Genomic DNA, 21,712 nt, shown 5'->3' on the forward strand with positions numbered 1-21,712 from the left:
CCTGTACAAAGGGAGCTGCTTTTGAAACCGCTGTTTACCCGCGGCCCCTCCCCTGAGTTTCGCCTGCTGGTACTGGGCTTGCTGGCGGTGGTGCTCATTGCGGCGGATCACTACACGAATTGGTTCCAGTCCACCCGCGAACGCCTCTCTGGCTTTGTTGCTCCACTGTACTGGCTCACCGACGCGCCGGAACGCGTGGGCGAGTGGGCTGGCGAACAGTTTCGATCCCGGGAAGAACTGCAGGAAGAAAACAGCCGTCTCAAGCGCCAGGTACTGTTACTGGAGCAGCGCAGCCAATTGCTGGCGGCAGTGAAGGCGGAGAATACCCAGCTTAAGGAATTGATGAATGCAGCGGAAATGGTCGATGACCGGGTTTTGGTGGCCCAGGTGATCGGCATTTCTCCCGACCCGCTGGAGCATGTGCTGCTGATTGACAAAGGCCGCGATGATGGCCTCGATGTGGGTACGCCAGTCATGGACGCCAGCGGCCTGCTCGGGCAGGTGATCGAGGCGGGGGATGCATTCTCCCGGGTCCTTCTGATCACCGATGCCAGTCACGCCATTCCCGTGCAGCTGCTGCGTAACAGCATGCGCTCCGTGGCGGAGGGCACGGGGCATCTCTACCATCTCAAGTTGCGTCACCTGGCCAGTACCAGCGACATCCGCGAGGGGGATCTCCTGCTCAGCTCCGGCCTTGGCGGCCGTTTTCCTGCGGGATACCCGGTGGGTGAGGTGGTTTCGGTCACGCGAGACCCCGGCCGGCCTTTTGCCGAGGCGGAAGTGCTTCCTCGCGGGCGTATGAATCGCAGCCGCTTTGTACTGGCTGTCGTGGGTGACAGAGGACAGGGCCTTGCAGGCGAATAACCGCTGGCTTGTCGCCGCCACCATTTTTTTGTCGCTATTGCTTGCAGTGATGCCCCTGCCGCAGCAGTGGCTCTGGTTCCGGCCCGCTTTTCCCGCCCTGCTGGTCATCTTCTGGATCAGCCAGCTACCCCAGGCCCTGGGGGTGGGCTTCGCCTGGTTGGTGGGTATCCTTGAAGACCTGGCTACAGGGGCCAGTCTTGGTACCCACGCCCTGGCCCTGGCAGTGCTGGCCTATTTCAGCCTGTTAACCTACCAGCGCACCCGGGCCTTTAATCCGCTGCAACAATTGCTGTGGGTCTTTGTACTGGTTGGAATCAATCAGGTTGTGGGCAATTGGGTGCATGGTCTGGAAGGGAAAACGGTGCCGGGATTGACCTTTCTCTGGCCAGCGCTTACCACAGCATTGCTCTGGCCCTGGGTAGCGCCAATGTTGCGGGGCATGTCCAGACGCCTGGATATTCGCTGACCAAGGGGTCTGCTGTAAAGCAGAGTAAAATTTTGATCAAATTTTAGACACTTCCGCTATAATCAGCCGCTGGCCCACAGGGAATATGCAGTAGAGTGACGAATACCACCACCACAAACCATCTACTTCTCGCCTCGGGATCACCGCGCCGGGCACAATTGCTCACGCAGATTGGGGTTCCATTTTCTCAATTAACGCCCTCAGTAGTGGAGCAACGGCAGCGGACAGAGAGCCCCCAGGAATATATCCAGCGCCTCGCCCACGACAAGGCCGAGGCGGGCCTGCTGGCGGCTGCAGGACCCCCAGCATTCTGGGCCCTGGGAGTCGACACGGTGGTGCTCGCAGGGGAGACGGTGTTGGAGAAGCCCAGGGATTTCAGTGACTTTGAATCCATGATGCTGGCCCTGTCGGGAGCTGAGCACTCCGCTCTGAGTGCCATTTGCCTGCGCAGCAAAGAGAGGCAGTTTAGCCGCCTGGTGGAGACACGGGTACGCTTTCGCCATTTGGCCAGGGTACAGATCGAAGCCTACTGGCGCACCGGCGAGCCCGCCGACAAGGCCGGTGGGTACGCTATCCAGGGGTTGGGTGCTGCGTTGGTGGAATCCATCAGTGGCAGTTACAGCAATGTGGTGGGACTGCCCCTGGAAGCCCTGATTCCCATGCTGGAGCACGCCGGGATTCCCTACTGGCAGGAGGCCCGGCTTTGAGCGAGGAGCTGTTGATCAATGTTGCGCCCACAGAAACCCGCGTCGCGGTGGTGGAAAACGGTGTTTTGCAAGAAGTGTATCTGGAGCGCAGTGCGCGCCGCGGTATGGTTGGCAATATCTACAAGGGCAAGGTGATCCGGGTGCTGCCGGGGATGCAAGCGGCCTTTGTAGACATGGGTCTGGAGCGCGCCGGGTTTATCCACGCCTCCGATATTGCGCCGCTGGATGACGAGGGGATGGAGGCGCGGGATTCGGAGGTGGCGGATATTCGCGCACTGGTGCGCGAGGGCCAGCCTCTGGTCATACAGGTGGTCAAGGACCCGATCAGCAGCAAGGGTGCACGACTCACCACCCATCTGTCGGTATCCGCACGCTACCTCGTGTATATGCCGCAAACCCGCCATATCGGGATTTCCAACCGGATCGAGGAGGAAGGTGAGCGCGAACGGTTGCGCCAATTGGTTGAGGCGGCCGCATCCCAGCTTGCGCAGGATGGGCTCTCAGCCGATGGCGGATTTATTGTACGCACTGTGGCCGAAGGGGTGAGTGGGGAAGAGCTGCTGCGAGATATCCCCTTTCTCTACAAACTGTGGGCTGAGTTGGAGCTTAGTATCAAGGCGCGACCGGTACCCTCGGTAATCTACGAGGACTTGCCGCTGTCTATGCGCGCGCTGCGCGACCTCGCGCGGCCCTACACAGAAAAAATCCGCATAGATTCCCGCGAGGCCCACGGCCGAGCGGCGGAGTTTGTCGGCAAGTATGCGCCGGAAATCGCGGGCCGCCTGGAACACTATCCCGGCGAGCGTCCCCTGTTCGACCTCTACGGTGTAGAGGAGGAAATAGGCCGTGCCCTGCAAAACAAAGTGACGCTGAAGTCCGGTGGTTACCTGATCATCGAGCAGACAGAGGCGATGAGTACCATCGACGTCAATACGGGCGCATTTGTTGGTCACCGCAACCTGGAAGAAACAATCTTCAAGACCAATCTGGAAGCGGCTACGGCCATCGCCCGCCAGTTGCGCCTGCGCAACCTGGGGGGAATCATTATTATCGATTTTATCGATATGAAAGATGCCGAGCACCAGCGCCAGGTATTGCGAATGCTTGAGAAGACGCTGGAGCGGGATCATGCGAAATCCAGTATCACCGGTGTTTCGGAACTGGGGCTGGTCGAAATGACCCGCAAGCGGACACGAGAGTCCCTGGGCCAGATACTGTGTGAGTCCTGCCCGGTTTGTGAGGGCCGCGGCACGCTAAAAAGTGCGGAAACGGTATGCTTCGAGATATTCCGGGAGATTATCAGCGAGGCGAGAGCATACGATAGCGAAAAGATCATGGTGCTGGCAGGCCAGGTAGTTATTGATTTGTTACTGGATGAGGAATCGGCCAATGTCGCCGATCTGGAGGAATTTATCAGCCGCCCGATACAGTTTCAGGTTGAACCTATCTACAACCAGGAGCAGTACGATATTGTGCTCGTCTAGTCTTCTCGCACACGCTCTTTCGGCGCTCTATACCAAGTATGCGGGCGCTTACCGCTGCCCGATGCTGGGGAGTCATTGTTAATGACTGCCCTGCGCTGGCTCGCGAGAAAGTTCTGGCTGTTAATTGTCAGCCTGGTGATCGTCCTGGCAATCATTGTGCAAACCGGACGCCTGTTGTCCCCTCAGGTGGAAAACTACCGGCTGCAAATCAGTCACTGGCTTTCCAATCGCCTGGGTGTGCCGGTGCATATGGAGCGAATCTCTCTGCGCTGGGAGGCCCTGGAAGTCGCTTTGCGGTTGGATGGATTGCGCCTTGGCAACAATGGAGAGCTGCGTATGGGGCGCGGCCTCTTCCAACTGGATTTGCTCGCCACTTTGTGGAACCGAGAGCTGGTGTGGAAAGACCTGCAGATACACACCTTCGCGGCTGGTCTCAGTCGCGATAAACAGGGGGATTGGCGCCTCAACGGCTTTCCGGGGATTTCCCTAAAACCCGGTGGCAATCTCACAACAGACCCGAGTGCCACAGACCCTGCGCGTATTTTTCAACTCAGCCCCAAAATCCAGATACGGGATGCGGCGATCACCGTACAACTCCCGGATAGCCAATTGGCGGAGATCAATCTGCCCCAGATCCAACTGGAGCATCAGGGTGACTTCCGCCGCCTTATCGCCCGCGCTTTTATCTCCCGCGAGGGCGAGGACAAGCGGATTGATTCGGAGACATTACGGTTGGTTCTTGAGGGGCGCGGTAATCCCCGTGAAAAAAAGCATTTCTCTCTGCGCGGTTACTTGCAGTTGAATGAGCTGCTGATTGATGACGATATCGTCACGCTCCTGCATGGACTCACACCCTTGCCGGATCGTTTCCACTGGCGCGGCCGCAAGTGGGCGGACGGGCGCCTGTGGCTGCAGAAAGACGCTGACAATGGATATCGTCTGTTGGGGCGTGTGGATCTTGCCCAGGTGGAAAATCTGGAAAAAGCGCTGGGAGCGAAACAGGGGGCTGTAGCCAATGCCGACCGGATTATGGCTCCACTGCGGACCTTTTCCGGGGATATATCCGGGCGCTGGCTGCCCGGTAAACACTGGCAGTTAACCCTGCAGGATATACAGATCGAATGGCAGAACCTGCAGATGCCGCCACTCAACCTGCAGGTGCGCAGTGACCGACACGGGTTGGCCCTGGCGGCAGATGTGATTGAACTGGGTGGCTGGCGCGAAATTGTCAAGCGGCTGGATCTTCTGGATGGCGCGGCCGATGACTGGCTGCGTGCTCTGGAGCCCAGTGGCCAGCTGCGCCGGGTGCAACTTCTGCAGGGCACAAAGGGTTCCGTTCGCCTGAGCGCCAACCTGCAGGATATCAGTACCCGGGCATTCCGGGGCGCCCCTGCGGTGTCTGATCTGAGTGGCTATCTGGAACTTGATGGTGCTGACGGCCGGGTGGAACTGGATGGCACTACACTGGGGGTCGATTTTCCCACTTTGTACGCCAGCGCTTTCTCTTTCGAGCGGGCCAGCGGCACTGTGGCTTGGGCTGTGGAAAAGGAAGCGAACGAGGTCAGCGTGCTTTCGGGGCCTCTGCAGCTGGACAGTGTTCTGGGTGAGATCAAGGGGCAGTTTTTGCTGACACTGCCCTTCCACCCGCAAAGCCGCGCAACGGATTTTGTTCTGGCCCTGTCGCTGCGCGATGCGCCCGTCACCGCACAGGAACAGTTGGTGCCCAAGACGGCCAGTGAAGATTTGCGCAGCTGGTTAAATAAGGGCTTGGGTACGAACAATCCTGGACGCGTAGAGAGCGCCGCATTTATCTACCGTGGCAGCAGCTATCCAAAAGAAGGTAAAAGAAATGCCCTGAGGGCACTGGGGACGAATAACAAGCGCCAGACTGTGCAACTGATGGCAGACTTTGCCGATGGCAACCTGAAATATGCACACGACTGGCCCTCTGCGAGGGGCGCAGAGGGTCGCCTGCTGGTCAATGACAGCGTCGTACTGGTCAATGCCAACCGGGCCAAACTTTGGGATATCGATGCCAGTGACATTCTTGTAGGGGTCACACCACTTCCTGGTGAAGGTTCCCAGTTGGACGTTAAGGCCCAGTTATCAGGCCCTGCTGCTGATGGCTTGCGCCTGTTGCGGGAATCGCCACTGCGCCAACAATTGGGCAGTGCCTTTGATGACTGGAAAATGACGGGTGATATCAAAGGGGGGATCAGCCTGTCCCAGCCCCTTGGAGACGGTGCCCTGCCTCCCAGCCAGCGGGTTGAATTGCGATTGCACAATGGGGAGCTGCAGTTGCAAGACCTGCGACTGCACACCAAAGCGTTGAACGGGGATATCGTATATGACAGCAGTAACGGGCTCGTCGGCACACGGCTGGATGGCAAACTCTGGGGACGGCCGATCGCGGCACATATCCGCCATTTTGGCGAGGGGGGGGTGCGCGATACCCAGATTGTAGTGGATGGTAGCGCTACCGCTGAGTCTATCACCGCCTGGGGCAGGCGACCGGAGCTGCATTGGCTGGATGGTGTCCTGGATTTCCAGGCATTGGTCACTATTCCCGCTAAAGAAAAGGGCGCGCCATACGCTGCGGTTTTCGAGCTGACATCCAACCTGGCCGATGTGGCGGTCAACTTGCCGGAACCGCTGGGAAAAGCGGCCCAGGACGAGACAAATTTCGTACTGCGCGCACCGATTGGTGCGCAGGGCAGCCTGTTCCACCTGGATTATGGTGAGCACCTGCAGGGGCAGTTCTGGGTGGTAGAGGGCGTTCTGGACCGCGCTGCTATCGCTCTGAACGCCGAGGCAAAACTACCCGCACAGCGGGGGCTGGTAGTCACTGGAGACATATCCAATATCGATTTGCCACGCTGGCAAAAGCGGTTGGATGTCTATTTCAAGGATGGGGTCACCTCATCTGATCTGACTGGGGCAGTGAGTGCAAACTGTATATCTGGCCAGAGTCCGAAATGTGCCGTCCATGACGGCGGCGCTGTTGTAAAAAATACGCCCACATCGCTACCGGTTAGCCTGGATCTCAGCACTGACCGCCTGCAGCTGGGCGCGGTTGATATTGAACATATCCATATCATTGGGCAAAGTGTTGGCACCAAATGGCAGCTGGATTTCGACAGTGAAATGGCGGCGGGCAATGTTTCCGGGGTGCTGGATGACGAGGTGCCGCTGCGCTTACAGTTGGCCCATGTACGGTTACCAGCCCCGAAGAAAAAAGAAGAGGAATTTACCAATAGTAGTCCGCCTGACCTGAACCCCTTCTCTGCAAAGAGAGAGGATCCCTGGGGGGATTTTGATTTCGACAGTTTGCCGGCCATCGACTTCAGTACAGAGAACCTGCAACTGGGTGATGAGGCGCTGGGGCGCTGGTCCTTTCAGGTGCGGCCCTCATCGGACCGTCTCGTATTGAGTGATATTCGCGGTGCGGTACGCGGCTTCCGCCTGGAGGGGCGCGGCACCGGGGAGGCACGCCTTGGCGCTCAGCTGATGTGGATGCGCGATGTTGAGGGCAACAGCTCCTCCCAGTTTATCGGTCGCCTGGTTGCCGATGATCTCGCCGATATCCAGCGCTCCATGGGACACCAGCCCCTGATCGAAAGTAAATCCGCCAGCTTCGATACCGCCTTGCGCTGGGATGGCTCGCCGGCCCAGGTGAAGGGCAGTCTGCTCTCAGGGGCATTAAAAATCGACATCAGAGACGGCCGCTTCCTGCGTTCCACAGGCACAGCGGGCTCCACGGTGTTGCGTCTGTTGTCTCTGTTTAACTTTGACACCTGGGCGCGCCGTTTGCGACTGGACTTCTCCGACCTCTACAAAAGTGGTATGGCCTTTGACCGGGTGCGCGGTGAAGTGGTTTTCGAGGGGGATGGCCAGTTGTTGATCGCGGTGCCGATTCAGGTGGAGGGGCCCACCAGTGAGCTGCAGATGGCGGGCAGGGTCAATTTACTGAGAGAGGATCTGGATCTCACCCTGGTGGCAACTCTGCCAGTGGGCAACAATCTCGCTCTGGTGGCCGCTTTGGCCGGTGGTCTTCCCGCCGCTGCGGGGGTCTACCTGATCAGTAAGGCATTTAAGAAGCAGGTGAATAAAATGGCCAGTGTCAGTTATCGCATCAGCGGTGACTGGGCCGGGCCGCAAATTCGTTTTGACAGGCTCTTTGGTGGCGATGGCGCCAAGCGTGAGGGCGTGACCACCGGGCAGCAACAGAATCTTCCACCAGAAGAGTAAGCTGGCAGCGGCGGCTGGTAATTGCTCCGTGACACCTTGTTCACCCGGTAACCCGTTGCATTTTCCTCAGCTGGGCGCATAGCCGCTCTTGCACGACTGGCCGGGGTTTTATTATTTCAATGGGTTGCCCCAATCTGCAGCCAACAGAGGCACTGTCCGATGCCGTATGCCTCCCCTTGGGAAACAGCCAGGGAAACCCCCGCCGATTTTGGCTGCCAGTATTTCCACTGAACTGGCACCATCTGCCACACTCTAACCCTAGGGTAATGGTTAAACATTGAAGAGAGGAGTTTCTGCGATGGAGAAGTCCCGAGTACTTGTTCCGCTGCTGGTTGCCGTTCTGGCGGTTTCAGCCTGTTCTGAGGCCGATGAGCGGCAAACCCAGGCCATGACAGTGGATGAGGCCAAGGTGCGCATCAGCGAAGGCAAAGACTTGGAGCAGATACCAAAATCTGTTTGGAAGCAACTATTGCCAAAAGACCGGTACAAAGTGCTTTGGGAGAATGATACCGAGCGGGCGTTTAGTGGCAAATTACTCTATAACAACGAAGAGGGGGTTTATGTGACTGCCGGTTGTCGCCTGCCGGTGTTCAGTTCGGCACAAAAGTATAAATCCGGTACAGGCTGGCCCAGTTTTTGGGATGTGGCCTACCCGGAAAATATTGTTCTGAAAGATGACTTCAGCTGGGGCTTGAGGCGCACAGAAGTATTGTCCAAATGTGGTGAACACCTGGGGCATCTCTTTAAGGATGGCCCCGCACCGACCAATCTGCGCTATTGCCTGAACTCCCTGGCACTGGATTTCGAGCCGGCCGCTGAAAGAAAGCTGTAGTGCCGATTGTCTGCGGGGCTGGTTGGCAAGCGTTGCCTGGCCCGGTAAAGCGCTATCTTTTATCCGCAAAGGTCTGTGTCGACTCAGGCTCGATCATCCCGATATCCATACCCGGACTAATCCTGGGCTTTTTGCGAAAAGAAATCCCGCAGATAGCGAAACAACTTGCGTTGGTTGGTGGGGGGCTTGCCGTTTTTAATTTCACGGCTGGCGTCCCGCAGCAGTTGGCGCAATTGCTGGTGGTCCACGTCTGGATACTGATTAAAAAAATCCCCCTGGGTACCGGTGCCCTCTCCAAGGAGGCGATTGCGCCAGTCCTCGGCCATTTTTTCGAAGGGCAGGTGCCGTTGGTCTCGCTCCTTGAACCTGTTCAGAACAGCGCTTATGGCTTGGTGGTCAGCACTGCGCATTAATTTTCCGATGTACTGCATCTGGCGGCGGCGGGCTTCATTGGATTTGATGCGGGTGAAGGTCATGATTGCTTCCCGCAGAGTTTCACCCATTGGCACTTTGGCCAAGCGGGCCTTGGAGAGCTCAGTCAACTGTTCTCCCAGGCGTTGCAACTCGTGCATTTCCTTCTTGATCTGGGTTTTGCTCTTCGACAGGTCGTCGTACTCGGTCATTGTGGATTCCGTGTGTGTATTTCGGAGGCTATCCCGGCTCTGCTTAGCCTGTGGCGGTGTATGTTCATTTAGCCAAAGTACCAGGTGGCGAGCCCGAGAAAGGACATAAAACCCACAACGTCTGTCACAGTTGTCAGGGCCACGCCGCCAGCCAGGGCGGGATCAATGTGTATGACGCGCAATACTACCGGAAGTATGGCTCCAGCCAGGGCCGCTGTGATCAGATTGATGACCATTGCTGCGACAAGGATCAGGGCGATGTGTATGTCGCCAAACCACAGGGCCGCAATCAGTCCAATGACCAGAGACCAGAGCAGGGCATTCAGGGCGGCCGAACCCAATTCCCGGGAGAGCAGCCAGTTCAGATTGCTTTTACCGATTTGCCCAAGTGCCATGCCCCGGATAACCACGGTGAGTGTCTGGCTGCCGGCCACGCCGCCCATGCTGGCGACAATGGGCATCAGTACAGCCAGGGCCACCACCTTCTCCAGGGTATTCTGAAACAGGCTGATCACCCAGGAGGCGAGAAGGGCGGTCAGCAGATTGATACCCAGCCACAGGGCGCGCCTGCGCGCGGTGCGTCGTACGGGGGCAAAGGTGTCCTCCTCCTCATCCAGGCCGGCGAGACTCATCAGCGAGTGATCGGCGTCCTCGCGAATCACATCCACCACGTCGTCAATGGTGATGCGCCCCAGCAGGCGGTTCTCTTCATCTACCACCGGGGCCGTGATCCAGTCGTATTTCTCAAACAGCCGGGCCACTTCGGTATCGGGCATGTCCGCGGGGATGGGTTCCACATCGGTATTGACCACCTCGCGCACCGTGACTGAAGGGTCTGTAGTAAGCAGTTTTGACAGGGGCAGCAGACCGATATATTCCCCTTTGCGGTTTACCACGAACAGGCTGTCCGTGGATTCCGGCAGTTGTTCGTGGCGGCGCAGGTAGCGCAGGACGACATCCAGACTCAGGTTGGGGCGCACGGAAATGGTATTGGTGTCCATCAGGCCACCGGCGGTATTCTCATCGTAGGCGAGCACACTCTCCACCCGCAGGCGGTCTGTCTCGCTCATGGATGAGAGTACTTCTGCGACGATGCGCTCGGGAAGTTGCTGGAGGATGTCGGCGATATCGTCCGCGTCCAGCCCCTCCATGATCTCCACCATCTCCTCGGTATCCATGGTGTTAAGGATTTGGCTGCGCACCTCGTCGCTGAGCTCCTGCAGCACCTCACCTTCGATATCCCGGTCGATAAGGCCCCACAGAACCTGGCGGATGCGGGGGGGAGAACTCTCCAGCAGTTGTGCGATGCTCTGGGGTGTCAGAGTTTTGAGCATGCGCTGTACTTCCTGCCCTGTGCCGCTATCGAGCGCGGTAAACAGCGTGCTTAGCTGGTTTTGGGCACGAAACTTGATTTCGGCTTGGGGTGGGCTGGGCACAACGAATCCTTACTGCGGTGGGTTGGGAAGGCGGCAGCCGCCGCGATAAAGTTGTGGCGATTTTATGTGCTTCGAGGGACTCAAGCCAGCCACCTGCCTTTGCAGTCTACTCGGCTTCGCCAAAGCGGTCCGATATCAGAGTGCAGATGGCGCTGAGCGCTTCATCTTCATCGGGGCCGTTAATTTCCAGTTCCAACTCGGTACCCTTGCCCGCTGCCAGCAGCATCAGCGCCATCACACTTTTGGCATTGACGGATTTGCCCTGGCAGTGCATCTTGATATCGGAGGAAAAGCGCGCTGAAGCCTGTGCGAGTTTACTGGCTGCGCGAGCGTGCAAGCCAAGCTTGTTGATAATGGTGAGGTGCTGTTTTTGCATAGGGGGCTTTCGCGCACTGAGGTGGCTATCTCCGCTGCTCGCGATGGCGGATCTGCAAGCTGTCGAACTGCGGTGAAAAGGTTTTGGCCAATTGTTCCACCATATACACAGAGCGGTGGCGTCCGCCGGTACAGCCAATGGAGATACAGGTGTAGCTACGATTGCTTTTCTGGTAGGAAGGCAGCCATTGCTTCAAGAATCGGGTGATATCGGCCTCCATCTTATCGGTTTCTGGGTGGGCGCGCAGAAACTGTATCACCTCAGGGTCCCGGCCGGTTTTCTCTCTCAGGGCAGGCTCCCAATAGGGGTTGGGCAGACAGCGCAGGTCGAATACCAGATCCGCGTCCACCGGTACCCCGTATTTGAAGCCAAATGACTGGAAGAGGATGGCCATGCCCTCAGACTGTTTACCCACCACGCGGTTTTTTATCAATTCACGCAGGTCGTGCAGGCTGAGGCTGCTTGTGTCGATCACTATATCTGCCATGGCTGCGATGGGGGAGAGCAGTTCCCTCTCCTGATTGAGCGCTTCGAGCAGATGGGTGCAGTTATTACTAAGGGGATGTTTGCGACGGGTTTCACTGAAACGTTGCACCAGTATCGGCTCGCGCGCATCCAAATAGATCACATCGCACTGCACTTCATTTGCACGCAGGGATTCAATCACCTGAGGCGCCTGTTTGATATCCTGCCACAGGTTGCGGGCATCAATACCCAGGCCCAAACGGGTATTTTCCTGTGGCGGCTGGCCCCCTGCCCATTTGACCAGCTCGGGAAGCAGGCTGGCTGGCAGGTTATCGATACAGTTAAATCCCACATCCTCCAGCAACTGAAGAGCGGAGCTTTTACCGGAGCCGGAGCGGCCACTGATAATCACCAGGCGCATAGGGTATCCCTTTATGAGGTCGACACACTGAGGTTGTAAACCGGAATCATTGCTTCGCCGATGAATGGGTTACTTGCGCTGAAGTTTAGCGTTCAGTTCAGGCGGCGGCGGCGCTATCTATGGCCAGCGCATAGAGTTCATCGTTGGTTTTCGCCTGCCTTAACTTATCCCTCACCAGATTGTCGGAAAACAGAGCGGCGATTTCCGCGAGAGTCTCAAGGTGTTGTTGCTCTGCATCCTCGGGGACCAGCAGGGCAAACAGTAAATCCACGGATTGGCGATCTGTAGCGTCAAAATCTACTGCAGGCTTGACGGTGCAGAGTACCCCAATGGAATGTCTGCAACCAGGCAGGCGACAGTGTGGTATGGCGACACCATCCCCGATACCGGTGGAGCCCAGGCGCTCGCGGGCAATCAGCTGATTGAAGATGGTATCGGCGTCATGTTGTGGATATTGTTCGGCGATCGCCTGGGCAATATTGAGCAGTAACTTCTTTTTGCTGCTCCCGGCCAGATGGCAAAGGCTGAGGCGGGGTGAAAGTAATGCTTCGAGTGTCATAATTCAGCGGTGGTTTTGCAACTTCTCTTTGTGCTTTTTGAGTTGGCGGTCCAGTTTGTCCGTGAGTGCATCAATGGCCGCGTACATGTCGCTATCCTCTGAGCTGGCGCAGAGATCATGACCATTGATATGTACCCGGGCTTCAGCTTTCTGAATCAGTTTTTCAACGGATAGGATAACTTGGGCGTTAGTTACCTTGCCGTAGTGCCGGGACAGCTTTTCCAGTTTGTTTTCACAGTAGCTGCGCATGGGCGGGGTGATATCTACGTGGTGACCACTAATGTTGATCTGCATGGATTTCTCCTTACCGGGCGCATCGCCTACCGGCATGCGGCTATCTTTCGGGCCGCAACCCTACTAGGAAGTGGGCCAGAATGGAAGGATACACTCAAAGTTTGGATTTCGGTTGGGGATTGAACAGACAGGACGCCAATCAGTTTATGACTGCATAGGAAGCTTAAGTCAAATAAACAGTCGGGGCGGGTTTGGCATTGTGGTTGGTCCGGCAATGGGCAGCATTGCCGTTAAGAGTGGGTGGTGGCAGGTCAGGTCAGGCGTTTGCGCTCACTGGAAGAGGGGATTCCCATGGACTCCCGGTATTTTGCTACCGTTCGGCGTGCTACTTTGATTCCCTGCTTATCGAGTTCCTGGGCGATTTTATTGTCGGAAAGGGGCTTGCGTGGGGTTTCCGTGTCGATCAGTTTGCGAATCAATGCACGAATGGCTGTTGACGAGGCGTCCTCGCCGGAATCGGTGCTGACATGGCTGGAGAAAAAGTATTTGAGCTCGAATACACCTCGGGGAGTCAGCATGTACTTCTGCGTGGTGACTCTGGAGATGGTGGATTCATGCATGCCGATGGCTTTGGCAATATCTGCCAGTACCATCGGCCTCATGGCCTCGGGGCCTTCTTTGAGAAATGCCTGCTGTTTCTCAACAATACAGGTCGCCACCTTAAGCAGGGTCTCATGTCGGCTCTGCAGGCTCTTCAAAAACCAGCGCGCCTCCTGGAGATGGTCGCGCAGGAAGCTGTTTTCTGTGGAATTGTCTGCACGTCTGACCAGGGCGGCATAGTGATTGTTAATACGGATTTTCGGGGTGATCTCCCCATTCAAGTCGACCTGCCAGCGCGGCCCTTTGCGGGTAACAAGGATGTCGGGAATGACATAGGCGGTCTCCTCTCTGCCATAGCGCTCCCCGGGGGTGGGGTTTAGGGTTTGGATCAGGCGAATCACCGCGCCCAACTGGGCTTCACTGAGGTTTGTGCGCCGGCTCAGTTGGCGGAAGTCCCGTTTGCCGAGCAGCTCGAGATGGCGTTCGATAATGTCCTTGGCCTTTTGAAGCCAGGGCGTAGCGGCTGGAAAATGCTGCAACTGCAGCAGCAGGCATTCCTGCAGGTTGCGCGCGCCGCAGCCAGTGGGCTCAAACTGTTGGATCGCTTTGAGCACGGCGAGGACCTCGTCCTCATCAGCATGGAGTGAGGCTGTGATCTGTGCAATGGAAGTGCCCAGCAGTCCGCAGGGCTTGATCGCATCAATCAGGTTTTCGCCAATTAGCTTGTCGTGCCGGGATAGTGTGGTGAGGTTGAGCTGCCAGTGCAGATGATCCTGTAAACTGCTTCCTGCGGCATTGTGCTCAATATCTACTTTGTCACCGTCGACGCCACTGCTGTAGTTGCCGTAGATGTCATCCCAGCGGGAGTCCAGTGGTAACTCGTCGGGAATATTCTGGCTCCAGTTGTCTTCACCGATTTCGTGCTCACCACTGGAGGGGGCGATTGCGCTCTCTGAGTCAGCTGTTCGCTCCTGTTGGGTGTTACTTTCTGCGACGTTGGCTGTTGAAAGGACTTCGTCAGTCTCGACCTCCAGCATCGGATTGCCGTCCAGAGCGGCCTGGATTTCCTGTTGCAGGTCCAGGGTCGACAGTTGCAATAGGCGTATTGCCTGCTGCAACTGCGGGGTCATGGTTAACTGGGTGCCGAGTTTAAGCTGAAGAGACTGCTTCATATTTGGGGGCGCTACAAACCGAGGTGGCCGGTATTCAGCAAAAGTTACCCGAAATGGCGCAGACTACCCCGCTTCCCAGGATAACACAAGCAATAAGCGTGCCTATAAATCCTGCCATACGCGGGATTTGATCGTAAAAGTGGCAGCTTTTCTCTAGATGGTGAATTCGTGTCCCAAATAGACCTCACGTACCTGCTGGTTGACGAGTACCTCGTCCGGGGTGCCGGCGGCGATAATATGGCCTTCACTGACGATATAGGCGGTTTCACAGATATCGAGGGTTTCGCGCACATTGTGGTCGGTGATCAGTACACCGATGCCCCTATCGCGCAGGTGGCGAACAATGTCTTTGATATCGTTGACCGAGATCGGGTCCACCCCGGCGAAGGGTTCGTCCAGCAAGACGAACCTGGGGTTTGTGGCGAGTGCCCGGGCGATCTCCACCCGGCGGCGTTCCCCCCCGGATAGGGCCATACCCAGGCTGTGCTCGATATGGGCAATATTGAACTCTTTGAGCAGTGCCTGGGCCTGCCGCTGGCGTTCAGAGCGGGGCAGGTCCTTGCGGGTCTCAAAGATGGCGAGAATATTGTCGCGCACTGACAGGCGGCGGAATACCGAGGCCTCCTGGGGCAGATAGCCGATCCCTTTGCGTGCACGACCGTGCATGGGGAGGCCGGTGATGTCTTCATCATCGATTAATACCCGCCCGGTATCAGCCCGGACCAGGCCGGCGATCATGTAAAAGCAGGTGGTTTTCCCGGCACCATTGGGGCCCAGAAGGCCGACTATCTGGCCATTGGTGACGCTGATGGAGACATCCTGAACGACTTTTCTTTTCTTGTACTGCTTGGCGAGGTGTAACGCTTTGAGCGTTGGCATAGTGTGTTCCGAAATCTTTCCTTGCCGTAGGCACAAAGTGCCCTCCGATAAAGGTTTGGCAGTTATTTGGTGCTGTATCCAGGCCCGGGTCGGGATCTATTGGCCTCTCCTCCCGTTGTCGGGGCTCTCTTTCTTTTCCGGCTTCCAGATCATCTCCACGCGGCCCTTGCCGGTCTGCCCCCGGGCGCTCATTTGCTCGGTGGTGAGGTCATAGTTGATCTTTTCGGCTGCCAGAGTATTGCCATCCCGGTCTACAAGGGCCTCGCCGGTAAGATAAAGCTCTTCCGAGCTGACAGAATATTCAATGCGCCGGGCACGCGCCTTGACGGGGTTTTCCCCTTCGAGGATCTTTTGTTCGAAGTGAGCGGGCTTTCCCTCAGCGATGACGCGTCGGACCTCTTTGTCGGGGGTGAAGTAGACCTCGACACGATCTGCACGTATTTGTAGGGAGCCTTGGGTAATGATGACGTTATCGCTGTAAACGACCAGGTTGCTACTCAAAGCGGCATTCATCGCGTCGGATTTAATATTGACGCGCTGCTCACGGTCCTCGGGTAATGCATAGACCACTGCGGTGAGGAATATCAGGGTCGCAGCGGTGGAAATCTTGTACAGGTGACGAAATAGATTAGTTGGTGTCATAGCTGCTCTTAACATCGGATAGGATTTCCACCCGGTCTTCATTCAGATAAGCGCGCATGCCCTTGCCGGTAGTGCGGTTGGGGCCGGAGGTGATACTAACAACTTTGTCGGTTTCGGCGAACTCCCTGTCTGGCAGGATGGTCATACTGGGTGTTTCCAGTTTGATACCACCTGGGGCGGGTAGTTCATCAATGACCACTTCTCCGTCTAGGACTACCCGTTCACCGCGATTGTAAGCTGTACCCCGCCGAGATTCGGTGCGCCACTTTGGCTGGTCATCCTGGTAAAAGAGCAGGCGCGGCTCGGTCAGGTCGGCCCGGTCACGGCGTTTGAACTGGTAGTAGGTAATCTGCTGAGCATTCACCCGGTAGGCCAGGTTTCCCTCTTGATCAAAGTGCCGGGTCTTGGCATCGCGAATAATGAGCTCGGCGGCACGGTCCTGCTGCTGGGGCGTGGGACGAATGCCCAGCAACTGCTCTGGCGGGCTTTCAGAGAACCAGAGCCCCGCACTGATCAGCAGTATCACCAGAAGCAATGGCAGCCAGGTGCGGCGCATCACTTTTCTCCAAGGTAGGGGGCAAGCGCCGCAGCAAATGTACCCTGAGCCTGCATGATGCGATCACAGGCTTCGCGCACCGCTCCCTCACCGCCGCGGGCATCCGTGATCCAGAGGGCGTGCTCGCGCACCAGTTGAGCAGCATTGGGGGGGGCAATAGGGCAGCCAACGCGCGTCATGACCAGAAGATCGGGATAGTCGTCGCCGATATAGGCGATATCCTCAAGCCGGCAGGGCGCATCGGCCAAAAGCTCCTGTAGGGCATCAAATTTGTCCTCGCGACCCTGGATCAATTTGCTGACGCCAAGGTCGTGGGCGCGGCGCTCCACCACACTGCTGCGTCGGCCGGTAACAATGGCCACATGCACACCGGATTTTTGCAGCATTTTTATACCGTGTCCATCCAGGGAGTTGAAGGTTTTGAGTTCATTACCGCTGTTGTCGAAGTAGAGTTTGCCGTCGGTAAGGACGCCGTCCACATCCATTACCAGCCAGCGAATGCTTTTCAGTGCGTTATTTAATCGTTCTTCTGGGGTCACCGGAATATTCCTTGTAGGTTATTTTTCCGCTCCGTGCACATGTGTGTATCTCAGATGACGCCGGCGCGCAGTATATCGTGCATATGTAATACGCCGGTCGGAAAATGTGCTGCATCTTCCACAACGAGAGCGGTGATTTTGTAATCCTCCATAATGCGCAGCGCTTCCGCGGCCAGGGTTTCGGCGGAAACTGTCTTCGGTCGTCGGCTCATCACTTGCGCCATGGTCGCCTTGTCAAGTGCCACTTTCTGATCGATTACGCGGCGCAGGTCGCCATCGGTAAATACACCCAGTAATTCCCCACAGTGGTCGACAACCGTAGTCATGCCAAAACCCTTACTGGTCATTTCCAGGAGAGCCCTGGACAACAAGGTTTCCGGATGCACTCGGGGCAGTTCTTCCCCGGCGTGCATCACATCCTCAACCTTGAGTAGCAGGCGTCGCCCCAAGGCTCCGCCAGGGTGGGAAAAAGCAAAGTCCTCGGCGGTAAACCCCCTGGCCTCAAGCAGGGCCACTGCCAATGCATCACCCATCACGAGGGTGACGGTTGTAGAGGACGTTGGGGCCAGGTTGAGTGGGCAGGCCTCTGTTTGTACTGAGATATCCAGATTGACCTCGGCAGCATGTGCCAGGGGCGAGTCGGTCTTGCCAGTCATGCTGATCATCGGGATGCCAAGCCGCTTCAGCAGCGGCAGCAGGGTGAGCACTTCTGTCGAGGAGCCCGAGTTGGAAATTGCGACTACCAGGTCGTCGCGGGTAATCATTCCCAGGTCCCCGTGGCTGGCCTCGCCCGGGTGTACGAAAAAACTCGGCGTACCCGTGCTGGCCAGGGTTGCGGCCATCTTGCGGCCAATATGCCCGGATTTCCCCATGCCAGTCACGATGGTGCGGCCCGGGCACTGCAAGATCATCTCGCAGGCGCGTTGGAAGTCGCCATTGATTCTTTTTTCCAGTCCGGCTACAGCCTCTGTTTCCATGCGAACGGTGCGGCGTCCTGCCTGCAATATTAGATCCTGGGTCATCGAATGCCTCTGGTTACTTAACGTCTACCTACTTACGCAAGGCCTGTACAAATAGTAATCCCTCAGCCAGGCAGGCTGCGGAAACGATGCAGTACAGGAAAGTGTCGCCACTGCTCCGGGGCCTGTGAAAACTCCGGAAATACTTGCATCACCCCTAGCTGCGACAGCTTTCAAAAAGTGGCGATCCAATCGATCGTGGAAGACCTGTTGGACTGTCAGATTGTATAGTGACCATCTTGTGATCGCCCTATCAGTCTTTGCTACCGGCATCGTGCGGTTTTTGGATACCGCTTCCCAGCTGGCCGGCTTTCTCTCTCCTGCTCTTCTGTTGTCGTGCTAATCTATATTATTAGCGGGTTTCTGGCACGGAAACCGGCCAGACAACCGGGAGGGGTGGTCAAATGACATTCCAGTACACCCCCCACACCTTCAGGCGCGGCCATGGTATAGTCTGCCGCCGCTGCTGTCAGCATTGTCATTCAATGGACGAACGTCAAAGCGCTTCTTCTGAGGCACCGGACGGCAATATCGATATGGCACTTATTTACGCTGTTTACGTCCAAGGAAAAATTGGATAACGGGAGACTCTTTGTGAACACATCATTTTGGATTGAGCGACGTGGTTTGTCACAGTGGCTGAAGTATGTGCTCTGCGCACTCTTGGTAGCTGCGCTGAGCCCCGCAGCGAATGCCGCTCAAAACCCCTACGTGGTGATCGAAGGGGTATCCCAAAAATTGTTGAATGTGATTCGCTCGAATGCGCCATATGCCAATAGTGACCCACAGCGGTATTACAACGCGGTAGAGAATGTACTGATACCAATTGTGGATTTTGATTTTATTGCGATCGGTGTTATGGGGCGCTATGCCAAACAGGCTACGGCGAGCCAACGCTCACGTTTTACCAGTACGTTCCGTCGGGATCTGGTGGCAACATTTGCCCGTGGAGTGGCGAATTTTGGCGATCTGGATGTGAAAGTGGTGAATCCGGGAACAGTTCCCACCAGAAACCGGGTCAATGTCCTGCAGGAGGTGCGCAGTAAAGAGGGGATTACCAAGGTGTCTTATACCCTGGTGCGCAATCGCGCCGGGCAGTGGAAGCTGATCAATGTCATTCTCAACGGGGTCAATCTGGGCAAAACCTTCCGCAGTCAGTTTGCCCAGTCAATGCGGACCCATGGCGATATCGACAAGGTGATTTCCAGTTGGTCCGCAGCGCAGGAGGTTGCCGATCAAGTGAGCTAATTGGCGGACATCGGCGCGCTCTGCTGCGTGTCCTGCGTGAATCAAGTACACTTGCGTACCGTTTTTACTTCAACTCAAATCCGCCTATGCAACCTGATGAAATCAAAGCCCTGATTGAGGGGCATATCCCTGAGAGTGCTGTGAATGTCGCCTTTGAAGGTAGTCACCTTGTGGTGACCGTGGTGAGCAGTGCCTTCGAAGGCCTCACCCGTTTAAAAAAGCAGCAGCTGGTATATGCAGCGCTCAGCGAAAAGATTGCCGATGGCACCCTGCACGCTGTCCAGATGCAGACCCTGACTCCGGAAGAAGCCAGTCGTTAATCTGCCGCTTTAAAAAAGGCGGCGCCCTAAATATGAGACCGAATGGACAAGTTATTAATAGAGGGCGGCAGTCCCCTGTCCGGAACATTGCGAATCTCCGGTGCGAAAAATTCTGCACTGCCTATTTTGGCTGCGGCCCTGTTGGCGGACGGGCCGGTACATATTCGCAATCTGCCGCACCTGAATGATATCACCACCATGATCACTCTGCTGCGCTGTATGGGTTGCGATGTCACAGTCGATGAACAGCTGGGGGTCGAGATTGACCCCCGTCCGGTCAATGATCTGACAGCGCCCTACGAGTTGGTGAAAACCATGCGCGCGTCGATTCTTGTGCTGGGTCCCCTGCTGGCACGTCACGGTGTGGCCAATGTTTCCTTCCCGGGGGGCTGTGCCATCGGCAGCCGTCCTGTGGATATCCACCTCAAGGGCCTGGAGGCCATGGGTGCGGAAATCACCATTGACGGCGGCTTTATACGTGCGCGTTCCCATGGCCGTTTGAAAGGCGCCAATATCGTGATGGAGAAAGTCACTGTCGGCGGTACAGAAAACCTGTTGATGGCCGCCGTGCTGGCTGAGGGCACAACCGTGTTGCACAACGCTGCACGGGAACCCGAAATTGTCGATCTGGCGGAATTCCTGATTGCCATGGGTGCGCAGATTGAGGGGGTGGGCACCGATACCTTGCGTATCCACGGTGTTCTCAAGTTGCATCCCTGCACCTTTACGGTGATGCCGGATCGCATTGAAACCGGAACCTTTCTTGCTGCCGCTGCCGCAGCGCGGGGAAAAGTGCGCCTGCTGCATACCCGTGCGGATATTCTCGATGCCGTACTGCTCAAGTTCGAGGAGGCCGGTGCGCACCTGAGCTGTGGGGAGGATTGGATCGAGCTGGATATGAAAGGCAATCGTCCGAAAGCGGTCAGCTTTCGCACAGCCCCCTATCCGGCATTTCCCACAGATATGCAATCGCAGTTTACCGCCATGAATGCCGTAGCTGAGGGTAAGGGTGCGGTGGTAGAGACGATCTTTGAAAATCGCCTGATCCAGGTACACGAGCTGAACCGCATGGGGGCGGATATTACCCTGGAGGGCAATACTGCGATTGTCACCGGGGTAGAAAAGCTCAAAGGCGCTCCGGTGATGGCCTCTGACCTGCGCGCCTCGGCGAGTCTGGTCATAGCGGGTATGGTTGCCGAGGGGACGACCATTGTCGATCGCATCTACCATATCGATCGGGGATATGAGTGCATCGAGGAAAAATTACAGCAATTGGGGGCGAATATCCGCCGCCTGGCCGGTTAGGCACTTATAAAGCAGAGCCAGCCTGTGTACTGCGGAGGCGGCGATCAATCGAGAAATCGGTGCAGAAATACCAATGACCATGCCAATCACCATCGCCTTAACCAAGGGCAGAATCCTGCGGGAGACCCTGCCGCTACTCACCTCGGCTGGGCTGGCGCCCTTGGAGGATCTCACACAGAGCCGCAAGCTGACTTTCCCCACCCAGTGTGAGGGCGTGCGCCTGCTTCTCCTGCGGGGTGTGGATGTACCCACCTATGTCCAGCATGGTGCAGCGGATATGGGGGTGGCGGGCAAGGATACTTTACTGGAGCACAGCTCCGATGGCTTCTATGAGCCTCTGGATCTCGGGGTCGCCCGCTGCCGCTTGATGACGGCCGGCCTCAAGGGGACGGAGTTACCCAATGGCCGAATCCGGGTGGCAACCAAGTTTGTAGAGAGTGCCAAACGCCATTACGCCGCCAATGGGCGCCAGGTCGATATCATCAAATTGTACGGTGCCATGGAGCTGGCCCCGCTGATGGGTCTGGCCGATGAAATCGTCGATATCGTGGACAGTGGCAACACTCTTAAGGCCAACGGCCTCGAAGCGCGAGAGACCATTGCGCATATCAGCAGCCGCCTTATCGTTAACAAGGCCGCCATGAAAATGAAATACCACCCGATCAGCGACCTGATTGAAAAGCTGGCAATGGCAATCACCCGCACCCAGAGATAGAA

22 protein-coding genes are annotated in these 21,712 nt (G+C 56.7%); 10 read left to right on the forward strand and 12 right to left on the reverse strand.

Annotated elements, in window-relative coordinates; translation table 11 throughout:
• Positions 1-21 precede the first annotated feature (21 nt).
• The 6 genes from mreC to msrB all read left to right on the forward strand — a co-directional run bounded on the left by mreC (position 22) and on the right by msrB (position 8,601).
• Entirely contained in the window at positions 22-864 is an 843-nt protein-coding gene (gene mreC, locus Q1A48_RS04005; protein ID WP_299941516.1) for a rod shape-determining protein MreC, read from the forward strand.
• Entirely contained in the window at positions 851-1,330 is a 480-nt protein-coding gene (mreD, locus tag Q1A48_RS04010) for a rod shape-determining protein MreD (RefSeq protein ID WP_299941519.1), read from the forward strand. Before mreC ends, mreD begins: the two co-directional genes overlap by 14 nt.
• Positions 1,331-1,425: 95 nt before the next feature.
• Positions 1,426-2,037 (forward strand): nucleoside triphosphate pyrophosphatase, encoded by a 612-nt coding sequence (locus tag Q1A48_RS04015; protein WP_299941522.1) that lies wholly within the window; start codon positions 1,426-1,428, stop codon positions 2,035-2,037.
• Complete coding sequence (gene rng, locus Q1A48_RS04020; protein ID WP_299941524.1) at positions 2,034-3,521, forward strand: ribonuclease G; 1,488 nt, start codon at positions 2,034-2,036, stop codon at positions 3,519-3,521. Before Q1A48_RS04015 ends, rng begins: the two co-directional genes overlap by 4 nt.
• Before the next feature lie 81 nt (positions 3,522-3,602).
• Positions 3,603-7,769 (forward strand): YhdP family protein, encoded by a 4,167-nt coding sequence (locus tag Q1A48_RS04025; RefSeq protein ID WP_299941527.1) that lies wholly within the window; start codon positions 3,603-3,605, stop codon positions 7,767-7,769.
• Positions 7,770-8,067: 298 nt separating this feature from the next.
• On the forward strand, positions 8,068-8,601 hold the full coding sequence (gene msrB, locus Q1A48_RS04030; RefSeq protein WP_299941530.1) for a peptide-methionine (R)-S-oxide reductase MsrB: 534 nt from the start codon (positions 8,068-8,070) through the stop codon (positions 8,599-8,601).
• 116 nt (positions 8,602-8,717) lie between these two features.
• Here msrB and yjgA read toward each other — a convergent pair whose 3' ends face one another.
• From yjgA to Q1A48_RS04090, 12 genes are all read right to left on the reverse strand, one after another.
• Positions 8,718-9,224 (reverse strand): ribosome biogenesis factor YjgA, encoded by a 507-nt coding sequence (gene yjgA, locus Q1A48_RS04035; protein ID WP_299941532.1) that lies wholly within the window; start codon positions 9,222-9,224, stop codon positions 8,718-8,720.
• Positions 9,225-9,292: 68 nt separating this feature from the next.
• A complete protein-coding gene (gene mgtE, locus Q1A48_RS04040) occupies positions 9,293-10,636 on the reverse strand; it encodes a magnesium transporter (RefSeq protein WP_299941745.1) in 1,344 nt (447 codons plus the stop codon).
• Between the two features lie 130 nt (positions 10,637-10,766).
• A complete protein-coding gene (locus Q1A48_RS04045) occupies positions 10,767-11,036 on the reverse strand; it encodes an HPr family phosphocarrier protein (RefSeq protein WP_299941535.1) in 270 nt (89 codons plus the stop codon).
• Between the two features lie 25 nt (positions 11,037-11,061).
• Positions 11,062-11,922, reverse strand: coding sequence for an RNase adapter RapZ (gene rapZ / locus Q1A48_RS04050; protein WP_299941538.1), 861 nt, complete (start codon positions 11,920-11,922; stop codon positions 11,062-11,064).
• 97 nt (positions 11,923-12,019) lie between these two features.
• Positions 12,020-12,481, reverse strand: coding sequence for a PTS IIA-like nitrogen regulatory protein PtsN (gene ptsN / locus Q1A48_RS04055; protein ID WP_299941541.1), 462 nt, complete (start codon positions 12,479-12,481; stop codon positions 12,020-12,022).
• 3 nt (positions 12,482-12,484) lie between these two features.
• On the reverse strand, positions 12,485-12,775 hold the full coding sequence (raiA, locus tag Q1A48_RS04060) for a ribosome-associated translation inhibitor RaiA (protein ID WP_299941544.1): 291 nt from the start codon (positions 12,773-12,775) through the stop codon (positions 12,485-12,487).
• 251 nt (positions 12,776-13,026) lie between these two features.
• Positions 13,027-14,487, reverse strand: a complete 1,461-nt coding sequence (locus Q1A48_RS04065) for an RNA polymerase factor sigma-54 (RefSeq protein WP_299941547.1) — start codon at positions 14,485-14,487, stop codon at positions 13,027-13,029.
• Between the two features lie 153 nt (positions 14,488-14,640).
• Positions 14,641-15,366, reverse strand: a complete 726-nt coding sequence (gene lptB, locus Q1A48_RS04070; RefSeq protein ID WP_299941549.1) for an LPS export ABC transporter ATP-binding protein — start codon at positions 15,364-15,366, stop codon at positions 14,641-14,643.
• Positions 15,367-15,462: 96 nt separating this feature from the next.
• Positions 15,463-16,008: a lipopolysaccharide transport periplasmic protein LptA gene (gene lptA, locus Q1A48_RS04075; protein WP_299941551.1), complete on the reverse strand. Its 546-nt coding sequence runs from the start codon at positions 16,006-16,008 to the stop codon at positions 15,463-15,465.
• Positions 15,995-16,564 carry an LPS export ABC transporter periplasmic protein LptC gene (lptC, locus tag Q1A48_RS04080; protein ID WP_299941553.1) on the reverse strand — a complete coding sequence of 190 codons (570 nt, stop codon included), beginning with the start codon at positions 16,562-16,564 and terminating at the stop codon, positions 15,995-15,997. Before lptC ends, lptA begins: the two co-directional genes overlap by 14 nt.
• Positions 16,564-17,103, reverse strand: a complete 540-nt coding sequence (locus Q1A48_RS04085; RefSeq protein WP_299941555.1) for an HAD-IIIA family hydrolase — start codon at positions 17,101-17,103, stop codon at positions 16,564-16,566. Before Q1A48_RS04085 ends, lptC begins: the two co-directional genes overlap by 1 nt.
• A gap of 50 nt (positions 17,104-17,153) precedes the next feature.
• On the reverse strand, positions 17,154-18,125 hold the full coding sequence (locus Q1A48_RS04090; protein ID WP_299941557.1) for a KpsF/GutQ family sugar-phosphate isomerase: 972 nt from the start codon (positions 18,123-18,125) through the stop codon (positions 17,154-17,156).
• A 591-nt stretch (positions 18,126-18,716) separates the two neighbouring features.
• Between Q1A48_RS04090 and Q1A48_RS04095 the strand changes: the two genes are divergently transcribed.
• The 4 genes from Q1A48_RS04095 to hisG all read left to right on the forward strand — a co-directional run bounded on the left by Q1A48_RS04095 (position 18,717) and on the right by hisG (position 21,710).
• Positions 18,717-19,370 (forward strand): phospholipid-binding protein MlaC, encoded by a 654-nt coding sequence (locus Q1A48_RS04095; RefSeq protein WP_299941559.1) that lies wholly within the window; start codon positions 18,717-18,719, stop codon positions 19,368-19,370.
• A gap of 86 nt (positions 19,371-19,456) precedes the next feature.
• Positions 19,457-19,690 (forward strand): BolA/IbaG family iron-sulfur metabolism protein, encoded by a 234-nt coding sequence (locus tag Q1A48_RS04100; RefSeq protein ID WP_299941562.1) that lies wholly within the window; start codon positions 19,457-19,459, stop codon positions 19,688-19,690.
• Between the two features lie 42 nt (positions 19,691-19,732).
• Positions 19,733-20,995 (forward strand): UDP-N-acetylglucosamine 1-carboxyvinyltransferase, encoded by a 1,263-nt coding sequence (gene murA, locus Q1A48_RS04105; protein WP_299941565.1) that lies wholly within the window; start codon positions 19,733-19,735, stop codon positions 20,993-20,995.
• 73 nt (positions 20,996-21,068) lie between these two features.
• A complete protein-coding gene (hisG, locus tag Q1A48_RS04110) occupies positions 21,069-21,710 on the forward strand; it encodes an ATP phosphoribosyltransferase (protein WP_299941567.1) in 642 nt (213 codons plus the stop codon).
• Positions 21,711-21,712: the final 2 nt, after the last annotated feature.

This window comes from uncultured Microbulbifer sp. (assembly GCF_947489355.1).
Classification (GTDB): Bacteria; Pseudomonadota; Gammaproteobacteria; order Pseudomonadales; family Cellvibrionaceae; genus Microbulbifer.